We start from the raw sequence: 19,057 nt of genomic DNA on the forward strand, positions 1-19,057 counted from the left end.
CACCTCATCGCTCCCGCTGTTTATCCTGGAAGGGGCGATGACTGTCACACTTCACGTCTGCATCACCTGCCGTGCCGGCCAGACGCTCGGCGAGGGCGAGACCACGCCCGGCAAGCGCCTGCATGCCGCCATTCTCGAGGCCGGTGTGCCTGATGGCGTCGGTGTGGTTCCGGTCGAATGCCTGTCCGCGTGCAGTCAGGGCTGCTCGGTCGCGCTCAGCGCGCCGGGACGGTGGTGCTATGTCTACGGCCGTCTGTCGGAAACCAATGCGCGCGATGTGATCGCCGGCGCGTCAGCCTATGCGGCTGCGTCCGACGGCATCGTGCCGTGGCGCAGCCGTCCGGAGATCTTTCGCAAGCAATCGCGCGCCCGCATTCCACCTATTGCCGTCGTGCCGGAGGCCGCCGAATGAACTCGCTCGCAAAAGTCCCCGTCACGGTCGTCACCGGCTTTCTTGGATCGGGCAAGACGACGCTGATCCAGCATTTGATCACCAATGCCAATGGAAAGAAGCTTGCCGTGCTCGTCAACGAGTTTGGCAGCGAAGGCGTGGATGGGGACATCCTGAAATCTTGCGCCGATGCCAATTGTCCGGCCGAAAACATCGTCGAGCTTGCCAATGGCTGCATCTGCTGCACCGTGGCCGACGATTTCATTCCGGCCATGGAGCAATTGCTCGCACGCAACGTGAAGCCCGACCATATCCTGATCGAGACATCTGGATTGGCCCTGCCGAAGCCCTTGCTCAAGGCATTCGACTGGCCGGAGATTCGTTCCCGGATCACGGTTGATGGCGTGATCGCGCTGGCCGATGCGGAGGCCGTCGCGGCCGGTCGCTTCGCGCCGGATCCGGATGCGGTGGAAGCGCAGCGTGCGGCCGACGACAATCTCGATCACGAGACGCCGCTGTCAGAAGTGTTCGAGGACCAGATCGCCTGCGCCGACATCGTGCTGTTGACCAAGGCGGACCTTGCCGGATCGGTAGGGCTTGAAGCAGCGCGGGCTGCGATCGAAGCCGAGATGCCACGCCGCGTGCCGATGCTGCCCGTCGTGGACGGCGCGGTCGATGCGCGCGTGATCCTGGGTCTTGAAGCGGCGGCGGAAGATGATCTCGCCGCGCGCCCGTCGCATCATGACGGCGAGCACGAGCACAATGACTTTACCTCTGTCGTCATCGAGCTTCCGGAAGTCACCGATGTCGATGCGCTCATCGCATCGATCCAGCGGTTGGCGCGCGAGCAGAATGTGCTGCGCGCCAAGGGCTATGTCGCCGTTGAAGGCAAGCCGATGCGGCTCTTGCTGCAATCGGTCGGCGAGCGCGTGCGGCATCAGTTCGACAGGCCCTGGGGCGCTAAGCCACGACAGTCAAAGCTGGTCGTGATCGGTGAGCACGGCGATATCGATGAGGCCGCGATCAGGACAGGACTTGGCATCTGATGCACGTCGTCTTCCGCGAGAGCCGCGGGCTGGAGGAGACCGCGACGCCACGGGACATCGGCCAGGATCCGGCCGATCTCGTGGTGCTTTCGTTTTCGGACAGCGATCTTGCCGCCTTCGCGTCGGGCTGGCGGCGAGGGCGGGCCAGCCTGCCGTCGCTGAGGCTCGCCAGTCTTGCCGAGCTGCGTCATCCGCTGTCGGTCGACACCTATGTCGAGCGAACGCTGTCGCAAGCACGCGGCATCCTCGTGCGCCTGATCGGCGGCGAGTCCTACTGGTCGTATGGGCTCACGGTGCTGCATCAGCTCGCCAGGGATCGCGGCATCGCGCTGGCCGTGCTGCCGGCGGACGGTCGTGACGATCTGCGACTGGACGCGTTCTCCACATTGCCGGTTTCGACGCTCCGGCGGCTCAAGGTGCTCTGCGACAAGGGGGGGCCGGTTGCGGCGCAGGCTGCGATCGCGCAGCTCGCGCTCGCATCCGGACTCTATGCGGGACCTGTTGTCGGGGCGATCGATATTCCCGAGATCGGGTTCTATGACCCCGCGCGTGGTGTCGTGGCTGCGCCGACCTCCGATGGGCGGCCCAGCGCGCTGGTTACGTTCTATCGGTCCTATCTTACGGCGGCCGACACGGATCCGGTCGACGCTCTGATCGTAGCGTTGCGGAAGAGCTTTGATGCCTTCGGCGTGTTCGTCACCTCGCTGAAGGCGCCGGGAGTTGCGGACTGGCTGCGGGCGCATTTCGCGCAGCACGCGCCGGCCGCCATCGTCAATGCGACTGCGTTTTCTGCGGTCGGCGAGGACGGCGCGACGCCGTTCGATGCTGCGTCGTGCCCCGTGTTTCAGATCGCGCTGTCCACGGCGCGGCGCGACGACTGGGCGGAGTCGCTACGCGGTCTCTCGCCGGGAGACCTCGCAATGCATGTGGTATTGCCCGAGGTTGACGGCCGGCTGTTCGCGGGCGTGGTGAGTTTCAAGTCGGCGAGCGAGCGCGATCCCTATCTGCAATTCGCCCATCTTGCGCATAGAGCCGACGACGAGCGCGTGGGCGCTGTTGCCGCGCGGGTCGCGGCCTGGCGACAACTTGCTGACAAGCCGGCCGGCGAGAAGCGGCTGGCAATCGTGCTCTCGAATTATCCGGGCCGTCCGCACCAGATCGCGCATGCGGTTGGGCTAGACGCGCTCGCCTCGATCGAAGCGTTGCTGTCCGATCTTGGTCGAGCTGGTTTTGATGTCGGGATGCCCACGTCGCTTGGCGATGTTCTGATGCGGGAGCAACTGACGTGGAGCGTCGCCGAATATCGCGTGGAGCTATCCCGTCTTCCACGCCAGTTGCAGGATGACCTCGCGCGCGCCTGGGGCGCGCCGGAAGATGATCCGAATTGCAAATCCGGCGAACTTCATTTCTCTGCTATTCGATGCGGTAAGGCCATCATCGCAGTGCAGCCGGAACGAGGTGAGGTTGGGCATCGTGATGTGGACTATCACGATCTCACACGCACGCCGCGCCACGCCTATGTTGCCTTCTATCTGTGGCTCCGGCGCGAGGCGATCGACGCTGTCATCCACATGGGCGCGCATGGCACGCTCGAATGGCTGCCCGGTAAGTCCGTTGCGCTGTCGTCCTCCTGCTGGCCGGAAGCGCTGATTGGCGACCGGCCCGTGATCTATCCTTTCATCGTCAACGATCCCGGCGAAGCGGCGCAGGCCAAGCGGCGGATCGGCGCCGTCACCATCGGGCATCTGCCGCCGCCGTTGGCGAAGGCCGTGGTGCCCGAGGGCCTACGCCGGCTCGAGCGACTGCTCGACGAATATTCGACGGCCGACGGCCTCGATCCCGCGCGCCGCCAGCGCCTGATTGCGGCAATCCGCGATGAGGCCCGGGCCGCAGGGCTTGAAGGCGATCTGGGCCTTGCCGCATCGGCCGCGCCGGCCGAGGCTATTCCGCGGATCGATCGCTTCGTATGCGATCTCAAGGAAAGCCAGTTCGGCGACGGCCTGCATGTCTTCGGCCGCGGCGCTTGCGGCGAGGCGGAGAAGAGCGCGCTGCTTGATGCGCTCGCCGGCCGGCGCGTTGCGCCGGGGCCGGCGGGCTCGCCCTATCGCGGGCGTCAGGACGTATTGCCCACGGGACGCAACCTGTTTGCCGTCGATCCCCGCGCCGTGCCAACGCCGGCGGCGCATGCGCAAGGTATCAAGTTCGCGGAGGAATTGCTGCGCCGTCACCTTCAGGATCACGGTGACTGGCCGAGGGGGCTCGTCGTCGATCTCTGGGGCTCATCGACCATGCGCACGGCTGGCGAGGATTTTGCGATGGCCCTGCATCTTGCCGGCATCGCGCCGCGCTGGGATCACGGATCGGGCCGGGTGACCGGTTACGACATCATCGCGCTGGCCGAGCTTGGCAGGCCGCGCATCGACGTCACGCTTCGCGTGTCCGGGCTGTTTCGCGACGTGTTCTCCGGTCTCGCTCAATTGTTCGAGGCAGCAGCCGAAGCGCTCGCCGAGCGCGAAGGCGAAGGCGAGGAAAATCCCTATTGTCATCGCGCATCGCGCGTGTTCGGGCCGCGTCCCGGACAATATGGCGTCGGCTTGGCGTCGCTACCCGATGTCTTCACGCCGCAATCGCGGGAGGCAGTCGGCGAGGCGTGGTTGTCGGCATCGTCCTGGGCGTTTTCGTCCGATGGTGCGATGAAGCCCGACCGCGCAGGCATCGAGGCGAAGCTCGCTGCCGCCGACGCCTTCGTCCATACTCAGGACCTGCCTGAGACAGACCTGCTGCTCGCCGCGGACTATGCCGCCCATGAGGCGGGTGTCGCGGCCGCAGCGGCGCGATTGGGCACGAGCATCCCCTCGCTCTATCACCTCGACACCACGCGGCCCGATCAACCACGCGCCCGCGAGCTGACGGAGGAAATTTCACGCGTGGTCCGCACGCGTGCTGCAAATCCTGAGTGGATCGCCGGGATGAAGCGGCACGGCTTTCGCGGCGCGGCGGAAATCGCCGCGACGCTGGAGCAGATGGCCGCCTTCGCTCATCTTGCGGATGCCGTGCCGGCGCATCTGTTCGATCTCTACTACGACGCAACGCTCGGCAATGACGACGTCCGCGGCTTCATGGCGTACGAAAATCCCGCGGCGCTCGCTGCAATGGAAACCTGCTTTACCCGATTGCATGAGGCCTCGCTGTGGAAGACGCGCCGCAATTCGATTGCGGCGGCGCTGCGAGAGGCCTCATGAGCGCGATCGCGATCAAGGGCTGGTGCCCGGGCGCGCTGCGGCCGATGCTGTCAGGCGACGGGCTGGTCGTGCGCGTTCGTCCGTATGGAGGGCGGCTTGATGCGAGGCAGGCGGCAGGAATAGCGGACCTCGCCGAACGTTACGGCAATGGTTTGATCGACCTCACCAGCCGCGCCAATCTTCAGATCCGTGGCGTCAGTGATGAAGGACATCCGGCTCTGCTCGACGGGCTCGCGCAGTTTGGATTGGTCGACCCCGATGCGGAGAGCGAGAGACGGCGCAACATTCTGGTCACGCCGTTCTGGAGCGCTGGCGATGACACGTGTTCGCTTGCTACCGAACTTGAGCATGCGCTGGTCCATAGCTCTCTCGATCTTCCGACCAAGTTTGGCTTTGCAGTCGATGACGGGAAGGAGCGCATGTTCGCCGCGGCGTCGGCGGACGTGCGCTTCGAGCGCGATCCTTCGGGCACACTGATCGTGCGCGCCGACGGAGCCGAGTTAGGCCGCTCTGTTGCACGAAGCGAAGCGGTGAGCGTCGCACTCTCGCTCGCCGAATGGTTCCTGGCATCAGGCGGAGCCAGAGACGGGCGAGGGCGCATGGCGGCCCATGTCCGCGCCGGCGCGCGGCTGCCCGAAGGGTTGCGGGGGGATGCCGAGCCTGCACGCGGCATGGCTGCACCGGCTCCGGGCCTCGATCCGCATGGCGCGTTGATCGGCGCGGCGTTCGGGCAACTATCCCATTCGGCGCTCCGCCATCTCGCCGGTTGCGCGCCGGCACTGCGCACGACGCCGTGGCGCATGATGCTGGCGGAGGGGCTACATGAGCTGCCCCGAACGCCGGATCTCATCACACGGGCCGACGATCCCGCGCTCCGTGTGATTGCGTGCAGCGGCGCGCCGCGCTGCCGTGAGGCGCACGCCGATACACGTGGGCTGGCGGCTGCGCTCGCGCCGCACGTTGCGGCTGGCGCGCGGCTTCACGTATCCGGCTGCGCCAAGGGCTGCGCCCATTCCGGCCCTGCGTCGATCACATTGGTTGGGACCGGTGACGGGTTTGATCTCGTTCGTGACGGTTCGACACGGGATAGGCCTGTCAGGCGCGGCCTGAGCGGCGCAAGCCTCGTCAAGCATCCCTCTATCCTGGTGGGAGCATGCTGATGCAGCACATCTACGAAACCGATGGCGCGGCGATCTACCGGCGATCCTTTGCCACCATCCGGACCGAGGCCGACCTCGGCCGGTTCGCGCCTGACGAGGAACCGGTGGTCGTGCGCATGATTCATGCTGCGGGCATGGTGGGTCTCGAGGCCCATATCCGCTTCACACCCGGCATGGCGGCGATCGCGCGCGCCGCGCTGCAGAAGGGCGCGCCCATTCTCTGCGACGCGCGCATGGTCTCGGAGGGAATCACGCGCGCGCGCCTGCCGGCCGGCAACGCCGTCATCTGCACGCTCAGCGACCCCGCCGTTCCCGCGCTCGCGCAGTCCATGCGCAATACGCGCTCGGCGGCCGCGCTCGAGCTGTGGCGGCCGCATCTTGAGGGCGCCATTGTCGCGATCGGTAATGCACCGACCGCGCTGTTTCATCTGCTCAACATGCTGGAGGACTGTGATTGCCCAAGGCCGGCGGCGATCATTGGCTGCCCCGTCGGTTTCGTCGGCGCGGCTGAATCCAAGGCCGCATTGATGGCCGATTCACCCGCGCCGGCGCTGACGGTCGAGGGGCGCCTTGGCGGCTCCGCAATCACCGTTGCCGCCGTGAATGCGCTGGCAAGCCGGAGCGAATAGGGATGGGGCGTATCATCTGCTGCGGCCTCGGGCCAGGCGATCCGAATTTGATGAGCGTGCGTGCTGACCGTGAAGTGCGCGCGGCGAAGCACGTCGCCTATTTCCGCAAGAAGGGACGTCCCGGCCAGGCGCGGCGGATCGTCGAGGGGATGCTGGCGGCGGACGTCTCGGAATATCCAATGGAATATCCCGTCACGACCGAGATCGCCTTCGACAGTCCGGAGTATGTCCGTCTGCTCACCGGATTCTATGACGAATGGGCGGAGCGCCTGACGCGGCTTGTGCGGGCGGTCGACGTCGTCGTGCTCTGTGAGGGCGATCCCTACTTCTACGGTTCCTTCATGCACCTGCACGCGCGCTTGCACCGGCGGGTCGGGATCGAGGTGATCGCAGGCATCCCCGGAATGGCCGGCTGCTGGAACTCTGTCGGCCGGCCGATCGCGCTCGGCGACGACGTGACGACGGTTTTGATGGGCACGCTCGCGGAGGACGAGCTGGAGCGTCGGATGCGCAATTCCGACGCGCTCGTCATCATGAAGACCGGCCGCAATCTGACAAAAGTGCGCCGCGCGCTTGTGTCCGCCGGCCGACTGGCTGACGCGTGGCTGGTCGAGCGCGGGACCATGCCGAGTGAGCGTGTCGCTCGGCTGATCGATGTCGAGGAAGCCGACTGTCCTTATTTCGCGATCGTGCTAGTCCACGGGCAGGGGCGACGCCTGGTGTCGGTCGAATGACGGGCACGCTGACCATCGCGGGACTTGGGCCGGGCGACGACGCACTGGTCACGCCGGAAGTCTCCGCCGCACTCGCGGCCGCGACCGACGTCGTGGGCTATGCGCCCTATGTTGCGCGCGTGGCTCCGCGCGAAGGCCTCACGTTGCACCCCTCCGACAACCGCGTCGAGTTGCAGCGCGCGAACGAAGCCTTGCGGCTCGCATCAGAAGGCCATCAGGTTGTCGTGGTGTCCTCCGGCGATCCCGGCGTCTTTGCGATGGCCTCTACCGTGTTCGAGGCGCTTGAGGACCGGCCGCAATGGCAGGGGCTTCCCATCCGCGTGTTACCTGGCGTGACGGCGATGTTGGCAGCCGCCGCGCGCGCCGGCGCACCGCTCGGACATGATTTTTGCGTGATCAATCTCTCCGACAATCTGAAGCCGTGGCCGGTGATCGAGAAGCGCCTGCGGCTCGCCGCCGAAGCTGATTTCGCGATCGCGATGTACAATCCGCGCTCGGCGAACCGGCCCGAGGGCTTTGGACACGCGCTGGACGTCCTGAGCGAGGCGGGGTGCGGCGAGCGCATTGTCATCTTTGCGCGGGCGGTCAGCACACCCGATGAGCGGATTGAGGCGCTCAGGCTATGCGAGGCGAAGCCCGAAATGGCCGACATGCGGACGCTCGTGATCGTCAGCAATTCGACGACGCGCCGGATCGGCCGCTGGGTCTATGCACCGAGGCAGGTACGATGACCGAGCCATTGCATGACCTCGGCGACGCTTTCCACCCGCAACCGGTCCGGAAGTGCTGGTCGCGACAGCATGATCACGGGAAGACCCAGCGCGCGCGCAGCGTCAATCTTGGCGCGCGCGCCGTCTCCGCCGGAATTGCGGGCGACAATCCATTCGATGCGACGCGCGCGCATCATCTCCAGTTCACCATTGAGCGTGAACGGGCCGCGCGACAAGATGACGTCGGCATCGAATGGCAAGGCGTCCTCGGGCGCGTCGACGAATCTCAGCGTGTAGGCGTGCTGCGGCCTGCTGGCGAAGGGCGCGATATGCTGCCGGCCGATCGCAAGAAACACCCGGGTGCGGCTTTCCGGCAAGGCCGCAACAGCGGAGGCGATATTGGCCACCTCGATCCAGTTGTCGCCGGGCGTTCTGGCCCAGGGGGCGCGTTCCAGAGCCATCAGCGGCGTGCCGGTTTCCACGCACGCCGCAACCGCGTTGCGGCTCATTTCGGCCGCGAAGGGATGCGTTGCGTCAACCACATGCGTGATGCCTTCCCGACGAATGTGTTCGGCAAGACCGCTCACGCCGCCGAAGCCGCCGATACGAGTCGGCAGCGGCTGGTTGGCGGGCGCACGGGTGCGCCCGCCGTAGGAATAGATCGCGTCGAGTCCCGCGCGCGCGATGCTCTCTGCAAGCAGATTGGCGTCGGCCGTTCCGCCCAGAATGAGGGCGCGCATCATGGCTGATCCCTGGTTGACCATTATTGGCATCGGCGAAGATGGCCTTGCCGGCCTCTCCGAGGCAAGCCGAAAGGCGATTGCCCGGGCGGAAACTGTCTTTGGCGGCGAACGCCATCTCGCGCTCGCGGAGGTTGGCAACCGCGGCCGTCCGTGGCCGGTACCGTTCGATGCGGACATTGTGCTGAGCCGGCGCGGCCGCCCGACGGCGGTGCTTGCCTCGGGCGATCCGTTCTGGCATGGCGTCGGCGGAAGCCTTGCTGAGAAGCTCGAGGCAGGCGAGTGGGTTGTCCACTCCGCGCCTTCGACCTTCTCGCTCGCCGCGGCGCGATTGGGCTGGCGCCTCGAATCTGTCGTCTGTCTCGGGCTCCACGCCGCGCCTTTCGAGCGCTTGGTCCCGCATCTGGCGCAGGGCGCGCGGATCATTTGCCTGGTGCGCGACGGCAAGGCAGGCGGCGATCTCGCAAAATGGCTCACGGAACGTGGCTGGGGCGGGTCGTTGATCTGGAGCCTTGCGGCCCTTGGTGGCCCCGGCGAACGCATCAGACAACATCGTGCCGACAGCTACTCGGCCGAGCCTCGCGACAATCTCGTCGCGCTGGCGCTGGAGGCGAGGGGATCGCAGGGCATCGCGCGCAGCTCGGGTCTTCCGGACGATCTCTTTGTGCATGACGGCCAGATCACCAAGCGGCCGGTGCGCGCGCTGGCGCTGTCAGCCCTTTCGCCGCGGCCCGGCGAAAGATTGTGGGATATTGGCGCGGGCTCAGGCTCGATCTCCGTTGAATGGGCTTTGGCGGGGGGGACGGCCATTGCGGTTGAGGCTCGCGAGGAACGCGCTGCGAACATCCGCCGCAATGTTGCGGCGTTCGGTCTGACACATCGGATCACCGTCGTTGAAGGAACCGCGCCCGATGCTCTCGCGGGCCTGAAGGCGCCCGGTGCCGTATTCGTCGGCGGGGGGCTCAATGCCACGTTGTTCGATCCCGTCTGGCTGTGTCTTGAAGCGGGCACGCGATTGGTCGCACATGCCGTGACGCTAGAAACGGAGGCGTTTCTCGCGGACCTGCATCAGCGCCATGGTGGGGAATTGATGCGGATCGAGATCGCTCATGCCGCCCCGCTGGGCCGGTACCGATCCTGGGAGTCGGTGCGGCCGGTCGTGCAATGGAGTGCGGTCAAATGAAGGTCGCAGGTTTGGGCTTCAGGCGTACCGCGACGCTTGCCTCGCTGCGCGAAGCGCTGATCGCGGCCGGCGGCTGCGAAGGCCTCGCGGCGGTCGCCACGGTCAGCGACAAGGCGGAGACGGCCGCTCTGATATCGTTGGCGCGCGAGCTCAACGTGCCGATCAAGGCTGTTCCAGCCAATGTGCTGGCCGGCGCCGCGACGCTGACCCAGTCAAAACTCATCCGGGAAAAATTTGGCACGGGGTCGGTCGCGGAAGCCGCCGCACTGGTGGCGGCCGGTCGTCGCGCGCGCCTGATTGCGACGCGCGCGGTTTCACAAGACCGCACCGTAACGGCGGCGATTGCCGAAGGAGACGGCGAATGACCGTGCATTTCATTGGCGCCGGCCCCGGCGCTGCAGATCTCTTGACCTTGCGCGGGCGCGATCTGATCGCCGCCTCGCCGGTCTGCCTCTATGCCGGCTCGCTCGTGCCGGAAGGCGTACTCGGGCATTGCCCGCCGGGCGCGCGGATCGTCAACACCGCGCCGCTGTCGCTCGACGAGATCATTGCGGAGATCGCCGCCGCGCACGTGGAAGGCAAGGACGTCGCGCGGCTGCATTCGGGTGATCTCTCGATTTGGTCAGCGATGGGCGAGCAGCTACGGCGGCTGCGCGCGCTGAAGATTCCCTATTCGATCACGCCCGGCGTGCCGTCCTTCTCCGCCGCCGCCGCGGCGCTCGAGGCCGAGCTGACGCTGCCGGGCCTTGCCCAGTCCGTGGTGTTGACGCGTACGCCCGGCCGGGCGAGCGCGATGCCGGGCGGCGAGAAGCTCGCCGCTTTCGCCGCGACCGGTGCGGTGCTCGCCATCCACCTGTCGATCCATCTCCTGGACAAGGTGATTGCCGAGTTGACGCCGCATTACGGCACGGATTGTCCGGTCGCGATTGTTTGGCGCGCAAGTTGGCCGGACCAGCGCATCGTGCGCGCCACGCTTGCCACGCTCGATGCCGCAGTCGGTGTCGAGCTCGAGCGGACCGCGCTCATTCTGGTCGGCAAGACGCTGGGCTCGGAGGAGTTCGCCGAGAGCCGCCTTTACGCTGCCGACTATAATCGCCGTTACCGCCCGGTCGGGCAGGCACCGCGTTTTCCGGAGGCGTCGTGATGGCGACAGGCCTCGTCATCTCGGCGCCGGCCTCCGGCATTGGCAAGACGACGCTGACGCTGGCGCTCGCGCGCGCCTATCGCAATCGCGGGCTGACCGTGCAGTGCTTCAAGAGCGGACCCGACTATATCGATCCCGCCTTCCACGCGGCCGCGACGGGACATGCCTCGGTCAATATCGATAGCTGGGCCATGGATCGCGAGACGATCGCGCAGCTGGTCGGCCGCGGCGCGGACGCCGATCTCGTGCTCGCGGAGGGCTCGATGGGCCTGTTCGACGGCGTCGCTGCGCGCGGCGTGGCGGGCACCGGCGCGACCGCCGACATCGCGGAGATGATGGGCTGGCCGGTTCTGCTGGTGATCGATCCATCCGGCCAGGCGCAGACGGCCGCGGCGGTTGCCGCCGGACTGCGCGATTTCCGCGCGGGCGTCCGGCTTGCAGGCGTCGTTCTCAATCGCGTCGCGAGCCCGCGGCACGAGGATCTGGTGCGCCGCGCCATGGCAGACGCCGGCATTGCCGTATTCGGTGCGCTGCCGCGCCATGCCGAGATCGCCTTGCCGAAGCGGCATCTTGGACTGGTGCAGGCCGAGGAGCAGGCAGAGATCGGCGAACTGATTGCGAAGGCTGCACGCTTCGTCACCGAGCATGTCGATCTCGACTCCGTGCTGCAATCGGCCTCTGCCTGGCTGCCGCCATCGGCCCCGGGCGATCTCACCGTCACGCCACCCGGGCAGCGGATTGCGCTGGCGCGCGATGCGGCGTTCTCCTTCATCTATCCGCACATGCTCGAAGCCTGGCGCGCCGCCGGCGCCGAGATATCGCCCTTCTCGCCGCTTGCCGATGAAGGGCCTGACGCGAGCGCCGACGTGTGCTGGTTGCCCGGCGGCTATCCGGAACTGCACGCGGGCCGGCTTGCAGGCAACACGCGGTTTGGTGGCGCATTGCGCGCCTTCGCCGAGACGCGCCCCGTGCATGGCGAATGCGGAGGCTATATGGTGCTCGGTACGGCCTTGACCGACGCCGAGGGCGCACGCCACCAGATGGTCGGCTTGCTTGGCCTGGAGACGAGCTATGCCAGGCGTCGCATGCATCTGGGTTATCGCCTGGCGGAGCTTGCTGCACCGATACCCGGACACAAGGCCGGCGCACGGCTAAGGGGCCATGAGTTTCATTATTCGATGATCGTCGCGCAGCCTGACACGCCGCTCGCGGTCGTGTGCGATGCGACGGGCGCCGTGGTTGCGGAGACCGGCTCGCGGCGCGATAACACCTCCGGTACCTTCTTCCATCTGATTGCGGAGGACCGGTGAGCGGCTTCGTCTCCTTCATTTCCGCCGGCCCCGGCGATCCCGAGCTCCTGACGCTGAAAGGGGCGGCGCGGCTGCGCGAAGCCGACGTGGTGCTCTATGATGACCTCGCATCGGGGGCGATCCTCGATCTGGCCGGTCCAGCCGCCAATCTCGTCGCGGTGGGAAAACGCGCCGGTCGCCCCTCGACCAAGCAGCAGCATGTCAACCGGTTGCTGGTCGATTACGCGGGAACGGGCGCGCGCGTGGTGCGGCTGAAATCGGGCGATGCGGGCATCTTCGGTCGTCTGGAAGAGGAGCTCGAGACACTCCGCGCGGCAGGGATCGGCTACGAGATCGTCCCAGGCGTCACCGCGGCCTGCGTCGCGGCGGCGCAGACCGGCATTCCCCTGACCCGACGGCATACGTCGCGCCGGGTCCAGTTCGTGACCGGCGCCGATGTCACCGGTGAATTGCCCGCGAACCTGAACTGGGCGGCGCTGGCCGATCCGGAGGCGACGACCGTCGTCTATATGGGCCGGCGCACGTTCCCGGTCCTGGCCGCGAAGCTGATCGAGCATGGCCTCGCGCCGAGCACGCCGGCGCTGTTTGCCGAATCCTTGGGCCGCACCGACGAGCGGCTGGTCCGCACCACGATCGAGGAGCTCGCCGAACAGCTCGCGCGAGGCGGAGCGGCGAAGACCGCCGCCGTGATCCTGTTCGGCGCGTTGGCGGAGATGACGTGAGATGACACCGTCGCCGACCCTCGCTCGCCGCTTGACGCGTGCTCTTCGAAAGAGTCAATTTTGACGCCAAAGCCGTCGGTGTGACGGCAGGAAGGACTTGAGGCCATGCATATCGAACCGGGAATTGTGACGGGTGCAAAACTCGTGCTGAGCTATGCTACCGGAATTGCCGCAGGCGGCGTCGCTCTCAAGCTAGCGGCGGATAGCGTGCGCGAGCAAGGCATCGTTTCATTTGCCGTGCGCACGGTTGCGACGACAGCGCTGGTGTTCTCATTCTTCGAGATCCTGCCGCACTTCCGCGTCGGAGTCTCCGAGGTGCACTTCATCCTCGGTTCCACATTGTTCCTGCTGTTCGGTGCCGCACCCGCCGCGTTCGGACTCGCATTGGGTCTTCTGCTGCAAGGCCTGTTCTTCGTGCCGACGGACCTGCCGCAATACGGCATGAACTTGACGACGCTGGTGGTGCCGCTGTTCGCGATCCACGCGCTGTCCCAGCGCATCATTCCCCGCAACACCGCCTATGTTGACCTGCAATATCGCCAGGCGTTGGCGCTTTCGACGACGTACCAGTCCGCCATCGTCGCGTGGGTTGCATTCTGGGCGCTCTACGGTGCGGGCTTTGGCGCGACGAATCTCGCCAACATCGCGATGTTTGCAGGATCCTATGCGCTGGTCATTGTGATCGAGCCGCTGGCGGATCTTGCCGTGCTCGCGCTGGCAAAATCGCTGCGTGGCGTTACGGCCTACGGCTTCGTCACCCCGCGCCTGCACAACGCCGTGTAGAGATAACGTGAGGGGCGGCTGCCACGGCCGCCCTTCGCACAGGTTATGCTGACGCTCTCCCTGATAGGTATCGGCTGCGGCGATCCCGAGCAGCTCACGCTCGCTGCGATCCGCGCGATCAACGCTGCCGATCTCGTCCTCATCCCGCGCAAGGGCGCGGCGAAGTCCGATCTCGCCGAACTGCGGCGGGCGATTTGCGCCGATGTGCTCACGAGCGACAAGGCGCGTATCGTGGAATTCGATCTGCCCGTGCGCGATGCCGGCGAGGCGGACTACCGCCGGGGCGTTGACGATTGGCACGACGCTGTCGCTGCAACTTGGTTACAGGAGGTCGCGAGCCACCTTGGCAGCGACGGCCGCGTGGCCCTGCTGATCTGGGGCGACCCGTCGCTCTACGATTCCAGCCTGCGCATCGCGCGAAGGCTGGACCCGTTGCCGGCGATCGAGGTGATCCCGGGCATTACGTCGATCCAGGCGCTGTGCGCGGCGCATGCGCTGCCGCTCAACGACATCGGCGAGCCCTTTCTCGTTACGACGGGGCGGCGGCTGCGCGAAGCCGGCTGGCCTGACGGCACCGACACCGTGGTCGTGATGCTTGATGGCGGCACCGCCTTTCAATCGCTGGAGCCGAAAGGCCTGCACATCTGGTGGGGCGCCTATCTCGGCATGTCCGATCAAATCATCATGTCCGGTGAGCTTGCCGAGGTTGGCCCTCGCATCGTCGCGACGCGGCAAGAGGCGCGCGAACGGCATGGCTGGATCATGGACAGCTACATTCTCAAGCGCAGGCCGTGAGGCGGCTGCATGCAGAGGCAGAACAACATGCTTCCCGAGTGGGTCTCCCAGAACTGCCCTGATGTCTCGGCCGTCCATCGCGAGGCGGCGCTCGCGCGGCAGGGGCAACTGACAAAGCCGACCGGTGCGCTCGGCCGGCTCGAGCACATTGCGGTCGAGCTTGCCGGTTTGCAGCAGACGGAAAAACCTCGCGCGGCGCGCGTGCCGATCATCATCTTTGCCGGCGATCACGGCATCGTCGCGCAGGGCGTGTCGGCCTATCCGCAGGAGGTGACGATCGCGATGATGGCGAATTTCGCCGCGGGCGGCGCTGCGATATCGGTCTTGGCACGCGAATTGGGTTTGGGTCTCGAAGTCGTCGACGCCGGCACGTTGGCGGGAGCGCCGCTGGCGGGTGTCGTCACCGACAAGCCGCGCTGTGGCAGCCGCGATTTCAGTGTGGAGGCGGCGCTTAACCCGAGCGAGCTGGCGTTCGCCTTTGAATGCGGCCGGCGCGCGGTGCTGCGCGCAGAGGCCGGGCATCCTGATCTACTCATCTTCGGAGAAATGGGGATCGGCAACACCACGACCTCGGCAGCAATCGCTTCGGCCCTGCTCGGCGTGAGCGCCGAAGAGATCGCAGGTAGCGGAACCGGTGTCGATACCGCCGGCCGGGCCCGCAAGGCGCGGCTGGTTGATGCCGCGCTGGCCCTGCACAGGCTTGCGGGGGCTTCTGCCGAAAAGATCTTGTGTGCAGTTGGGGGTCTCGAGATCGCCGCCATCTGCGGTGCGATCATCGCAGCCGCGCAGGGGCGCATTCCGGTCCTGATCGACGGCTTCATCGTGTCAGCTGGAGCGCTCGCGGCGGTGCGTCTCAATCCGTCGTGTCAGCCATATCTCTTGCCCTCGCACCAATCGGCGGAGCAGGGACATCGCCTGATTCTTCGCGCGCTCAACATCCATCCTCTGGTCAGCCTGGACCTGAGGCTCGGCGAGGGATCTGGTGCCGCGATCGTACTGCCGCTGGTGCGGCTCGCATGCGCCCTGCACAACGGCATGGCGACCTTTGCGCAAGCCAACGTGCCGGATCGGCCGGCCTGATGACGGCGCTTCAAGCAGCGCGCTGATTGACCGATAGCACCCGCCAGCCATTCGACAGCCGATCGATGCGAGTGAGGAAGAGCGGGTCGATGACGAAGCGGAGGGCAGCCTGCGGGGTGAGGTCAAGTGCGATGCACAGCGCAGCGCGGATGGTGCCGGAATGGACGACAAGGATTGCCGGTCCGGTCCCGATCTGATCGAGGCCCTGCCGAACCCTGACAATCTGATCCTCAAAGCTTTCGCCGCCCGGCGGCCGGGAGTGAGCCGGATCGCTCCAGAACTTTGCGTAGCCTTCGCGGCCGGCAGCGGCGAGATCGTCGTGGCGCTGCCCGGTCCAGTCGCCAAAATCCTGCTCGCGGAATTCGGGCACCAGGATCGGGTCACGCCCCAGCGCACGCGCCGTGTCGACGGTCCGTCGCGACGGGCTTGCGTAGCTTGTGGCGTCCTGCGGCAGATGCCGTCTCAGCGCTTCAAGTTGCGTCCGGTCGTTGAGATCCGCGGGGGCGTCCGAGGCATGGATCGTCCCTGCGACGCCATTGACGACGGCATGCCGGACCAGCCAGAGGAAGGTGTCCCCTTCCATTCAACGTCTCCACCTACGTCAGAGCAGTAACGCGATAGCACGCTCCGGTAAGCAATTGTCAATGTAGAGATCGCTGCGACAAGGACACCCAGACTGCACATTGACTCCGCGCTCGTCTTAATCCTAGATGCACGCGACGGTTTCCCCTTACGGGGGTGAAAAGGGAATGCGGTGCGAGGAGGTTTCCTCAATGCCGTAGCTGCCCCCGCAACTGTGAGCGGAGAATGTTGCGTCACGAGCCACTGGGCATCTCGGTCCCGGGAAGGCGACGCAAGGTAACGACCCGCAAGCCAGGAGACCTGCCGTCAGCCGTGGTCACACGCGAAGATGTCGGTCGGGGAGTACAGACATTCGGCTTCACCCGAGGCTTAGCAAGCTGGAGGTTGAGACCTGGGTCGCTGTGACGTGCCACTGACGTCATACCGAGGTATCAACCATGTCGTCTCTTCGTGCCGCCCGGTCGGGCAAATTCTTGCTCGCATCCGGCGTTCTCTCTTATTTTGCTTCCCTCGACATCTCCGTAGCCTGGGCGCAACAGGCGAGCTCCCGTGAGCAATTGCCACCCGTCGAGATTTATCCGGGTGCCGATCAGAAGCGCAGACCGGCAAAGCCGGCCGGTCGCGACGAACGCGGCGCGCGCCATACGGCGGCAAGCAGAGCCACGTCCGCCGCGACAGCACCGAAGCCTGATGAGCAAGCAATGCAGACGCCGCCGAACACGAACGCTGTCGCCAAGGGCGCTTCGCGTCTTGGCCTGACCGTGCGCGAGATTCCGGCAACCGTCGAGGTGATTTCAGCTGAGACGATCCGTGAGCAAGGCTATCGGACGGTGTCGGAAGTCGCGCAAGGCGCGGTCGGCGTGACGTCCGGTGACAATCCGGCCGAGCCCTCGGCCTTCTCGATGCGCGGCTTCACCAACAGCCAGATCAACGTGCTCTACAACGGCATCAAGATCGGTCCGCAGAACATGACGTCGCGTATCATGGATGCGGCCAATCTCAAGGCAGTGGAGTTTCTGAAGGGACCAGCCTCACTGTTGTCGGGCGAGGGTGCCGCAGGCGGTGCGGTCAATTTCTTGACCAAGCAGCCGCACATCGGGCCGATCCGGAACGAGGCGTACTTCTCCTATGACTCGCTGAATTCGTTCCGGAGCTACTACGGCTCCGGCGGCAGCACCAACATCCAGAGCCTGGACTACCGGTTCGACATCAGCCGCTCCTCACTCAACGGTTTTGCCGACGACACCAACACGAAGACGCTCGACGTATCGGGCCAACTGAATTACCGCATATCCGACAATCTCAAGGTCTGGGGCGCCATCGAATACAAGGAGGACCGTTCGAGGGCCTATTGGGGCGTGCCGCTCGTTCCGGTCGCCTTCAGCGGATCCCATGCCACAGCCGGCATTGTCTCCGGGAGCTACGTCTCGAACTACAACGGATCGAACCTGGGGCCCGTCACGATCGACGACCGCACCTTCAACACCAACTACAACGTTCTCGATAATCGTAACGTGGCGAAGGAGGTATGGCTTCGCGGCGGCTTCGAGCTCAGGCTCGCACCCGGTCTGACCCTGAAGAGCCAGGCCTATGGCTATGGCGCCGAGCGCGAGTGGCTCAACAACGAAGTTGAGGCGTTCAACGCCAATTCGAACCTGGTCGATCGCGAGCGCTTCTACGTGGCGCATCGCCAGAAGCTCGCAGGCAACATCACCGACTTGACCTGGGATGCGAACATCGTCGGTATGGATAACCGCCTCGTGACGACGGTTGCGGCGAGCGGCCTCGATTTCGTCCGCCCGGGTGCCGCCAACTTCCCCCACGACCTGGTCACGCTGGTCGATCCCGCGCGCGGATACTACGGCCTGCTGACGACGCAGCGACAGACCGCTCGAATCGACAATGAGTCCCTGTCGTTCGAGGATCGCCTTAAGATCACACGGACATTTGCTCTGGTCGGTGGCCTGCGCATGGAGCATATCGGGCTCGATCGGAATTCGACCGACGCGAACGGCGTGGTGAAGACGGGCTTTCCCTTCTCGAAATCCTGGATGCCGGTGACGGGCCGCATCGGCTACACTTGGGAGGCCGTTCCCGGCCTGACGTTCTTCAGCCAATACGCAACGGGTGCAGACGTGTCGGCCAATAACATTTTTCTGCTCGGGCCGCTCCAGCCGCTCGACCTGACAACATCGCGGACCTATGAAACCGGCGTGAAGCATCTGTTCTGGGACAACCGGGCGGAGTGGTCGTTCTCAGCCTTCGATATCCTGCGCAAGAATGTCTATGCGGCGGCCGGCGGCATGCAGCTCAACTTCGCCGGACGGCAGGAATCGAAGGGCGTGGAGCTCGCAGCCTCCATGCGCCTGACGGAAGCCTGGCGTGTGTGGGGCAACATCGCCTATGTCGACGCGCGCTATGCCGACTACAATTTTGCTGGTGGCTCGTTTTCCGGGAATACGCCGCCGAACGTGCCGCGCGTCGTCGCGAACGCCGGCGCGTCCTACCGGTTCTTCACGCCGTGGCCGGTCGAGCTCGGGGTGATCGGCCGCCATGTCGGCGATCGCTACAACACCGTCACGGTGACGATGAACGCCTGCACGGTGGCCGATCTCTATGCCTTCGTCGACATCCCCAAATCCGTCTTCAATGCCGTCGAGCAAACGCGGCTGACTTTCCGGGTGCGGAATGTGACCGACAAGCGCTACGCGATCTGGGGCGATCCGTTCTATCCCGACCAGATCCTGCTGGGAGCCCCGCGCACCTATGAGATCTCCGCCGCCCTCAAATGGTGAGGTGATTGCCG

18 protein-coding genes and 1 riboswitch are annotated in these 19,057 nt (G+C 65.7%); of the genes, 16 read left to right on the plus strand and 2 right to left on the minus strand.

The window, feature by feature from the left end:
• Positions 1-37: 37 nt before the first annotated feature.
• The 7 genes from IVB05_RS07255 to cobJ are packed head-to-tail and all read left to right on the plus strand — an operon-like array spanning position 38 to position 7,933.
• Positions 38-412, plus strand: a complete 375-nt coding sequence (locus IVB05_RS07255; protein WP_247783726.1) for a DUF1636 domain-containing protein — start codon at positions 38-40, stop codon at positions 410-412.
• Positions 409-1,437, plus strand: a complete 1,029-nt coding sequence (cobW, locus tag IVB05_RS07260; protein WP_247520419.1) for a cobalamin biosynthesis protein CobW — start codon at positions 409-411, stop codon at positions 1,435-1,437. The genes IVB05_RS07255 and cobW overlap by 4 nt, the downstream gene beginning before the upstream one ends.
• On the plus strand, positions 1,437-4,679 hold the full coding sequence (gene cobN, locus IVB05_RS07265) for a cobaltochelatase subunit CobN (RefSeq protein WP_247783727.1): 3,243 nt from the start codon (positions 1,437-1,439) through the stop codon (positions 4,677-4,679). The genes cobW and cobN overlap by 1 nt, the downstream gene beginning before the upstream one ends.
• Positions 4,676-5,839 carry a precorrin-3B synthase gene (gene cobG / locus IVB05_RS07270; RefSeq protein ID WP_247783728.1) on the plus strand — a complete coding sequence of 388 codons (1,164 nt, stop codon included), beginning with the start codon at positions 4,676-4,678 and terminating at the stop codon, positions 5,837-5,839. The genes cobN and cobG overlap by 4 nt, the downstream gene beginning before the upstream one ends.
• Complete coding sequence (locus IVB05_RS07275; RefSeq protein ID WP_247520416.1) at positions 5,839-6,468, plus strand: precorrin-8X methylmutase; 630 nt, start codon at positions 5,839-5,841, stop codon at positions 6,466-6,468. Before cobG ends, IVB05_RS07275 begins: the two co-directional genes overlap by 1 nt.
• Before the next feature lie 2 nt (positions 6,469-6,470).
• Positions 6,471-7,202 carry a precorrin-2 C(20)-methyltransferase gene (locus IVB05_RS07280; RefSeq protein ID WP_247783729.1) on the plus strand — a complete coding sequence of 244 codons (732 nt, stop codon included), beginning with the start codon at positions 6,471-6,473 and terminating at the stop codon, positions 7,200-7,202.
• Complete coding sequence (cobJ, locus tag IVB05_RS07285; RefSeq protein ID WP_247783730.1) at positions 7,199-7,933, plus strand: precorrin-3B C(17)-methyltransferase; 735 nt, start codon at positions 7,199-7,201, stop codon at positions 7,931-7,933. Before IVB05_RS07280 ends, cobJ begins: the two co-directional genes overlap by 4 nt.
• Here cobJ and IVB05_RS07290 read toward each other — a convergent pair.
• On the minus strand, positions 7,909-8,655 hold the full coding sequence (locus tag IVB05_RS07290) for a cobalt-precorrin-6A reductase (RefSeq protein WP_247783731.1): 747 nt from the start codon (positions 8,653-8,655) through the stop codon (positions 7,909-7,911). The two genes, cobJ and IVB05_RS07290, sit on opposite strands and share 25 nt — an antisense overlap.
• Here IVB05_RS07290 and cbiE point away from each other — a divergent pair.
• The 8 genes from cbiE to cobT all read left to right on the plus strand — a co-directional run bounded on the left by cbiE (position 8,654) and on the right by cobT (position 15,669).
• Positions 8,654-9,835 carry a precorrin-6y C5,15-methyltransferase (decarboxylating) subunit CbiE gene (gene cbiE / locus IVB05_RS07295; protein WP_247520413.1) on the plus strand — a complete coding sequence of 394 codons (1,182 nt, stop codon included), beginning with the start codon at positions 8,654-8,656 and terminating at the stop codon, positions 9,833-9,835. The two genes, IVB05_RS07290 and cbiE, sit on opposite strands and share 2 nt — an antisense overlap.
• Positions 9,832-10,200 carry a cobalamin biosynthesis protein gene (locus IVB05_RS07300; protein ID WP_247512645.1) on the plus strand — a complete coding sequence of 123 codons (369 nt, stop codon included), beginning with the start codon at positions 9,832-9,834 and terminating at the stop codon, positions 10,198-10,200. The genes cbiE and IVB05_RS07300 overlap by 4 nt, the downstream gene beginning before the upstream one ends.
• Positions 10,197-10,979, plus strand: coding sequence for a precorrin-4 C(11)-methyltransferase (gene cobM, locus IVB05_RS07305; RefSeq protein WP_247783732.1), 783 nt, complete (start codon positions 10,197-10,199; stop codon positions 10,977-10,979). The genes IVB05_RS07300 and cobM overlap by 4 nt, the downstream gene beginning before the upstream one ends.
• On the plus strand, positions 10,979-12,289 hold the full coding sequence (locus IVB05_RS07310; RefSeq protein ID WP_247783733.1) for a cobyrinate a,c-diamide synthase: 1,311 nt from the start codon (positions 10,979-10,981) through the stop codon (positions 12,287-12,289). Before cobM ends, IVB05_RS07310 begins: the two co-directional genes overlap by 1 nt.
• Entirely contained in the window at positions 12,286-13,011 is a 726-nt protein-coding gene (gene cobA / locus IVB05_RS07315) for a uroporphyrinogen-III C-methyltransferase (protein ID WP_247512642.1), read from the plus strand. The genes IVB05_RS07310 and cobA overlap by 4 nt, the downstream gene beginning before the upstream one ends.
• A gap of 105 nt (positions 13,012-13,116) precedes the next feature.
• Entirely contained in the window at positions 13,117-13,794 is a 678-nt protein-coding gene (locus IVB05_RS07320; RefSeq protein WP_247783734.1) for an energy-coupling factor ABC transporter permease, read from the plus strand.
• Between the two features lie 45 nt (positions 13,795-13,839).
• The gene (cobF, locus tag IVB05_RS07325; protein WP_247520408.1) at positions 13,840-14,589 is read left to right on the plus strand and encodes a precorrin-6A synthase (deacetylating); all 750 of its coding nucleotides are present in this window, start codon (positions 13,840-13,842) and stop codon (positions 14,587-14,589) included.
• A 27-nt stretch (positions 14,590-14,616) separates the two neighbouring features.
• On the plus strand, positions 14,617-15,669 hold the full coding sequence (cobT, locus tag IVB05_RS07330; RefSeq protein ID WP_247786613.1) for a nicotinate-nucleotide--dimethylbenzimidazole phosphoribosyltransferase: 1,053 nt from the start codon (positions 14,617-14,619) through the stop codon (positions 15,667-15,669).
• A 10-nt stretch (positions 15,670-15,679) separates the two neighbouring features.
• Here the strand turns inward: cobT and IVB05_RS07335 are convergent, their stop codons facing one another.
• A complete protein-coding gene (locus tag IVB05_RS07335) occupies positions 15,680-16,252 on the minus strand; it encodes a histidine phosphatase family protein (protein WP_247783735.1) in 573 nt (190 codons plus the stop codon).
• A 120-nt stretch (positions 16,253-16,372) separates the two neighbouring features.
• Positions 16,373-16,574: riboswitch (cobalamin riboswitch) on the plus strand.
• A gap of 114 nt (positions 16,575-16,688) precedes the next feature.
• Between IVB05_RS07335 and IVB05_RS07340 the strand changes: the two genes are divergently transcribed.
• The gene (locus tag IVB05_RS07340) at positions 16,689-19,046 is read left to right on the plus strand and encodes a TonB-dependent receptor (protein WP_247783736.1); all 2,358 of its coding nucleotides are present in this window, start codon (positions 16,689-16,691) and stop codon (positions 19,044-19,046) included.
• Positions 19,047-19,057 lie beyond the last annotated feature (11 nt).

The organism is Bradyrhizobium sp. 170 (assembly GCF_023101085.1).
Lineage (GTDB): Bacteria > Pseudomonadota > Alphaproteobacteria > Rhizobiales > Xanthobacteraceae > Bradyrhizobium.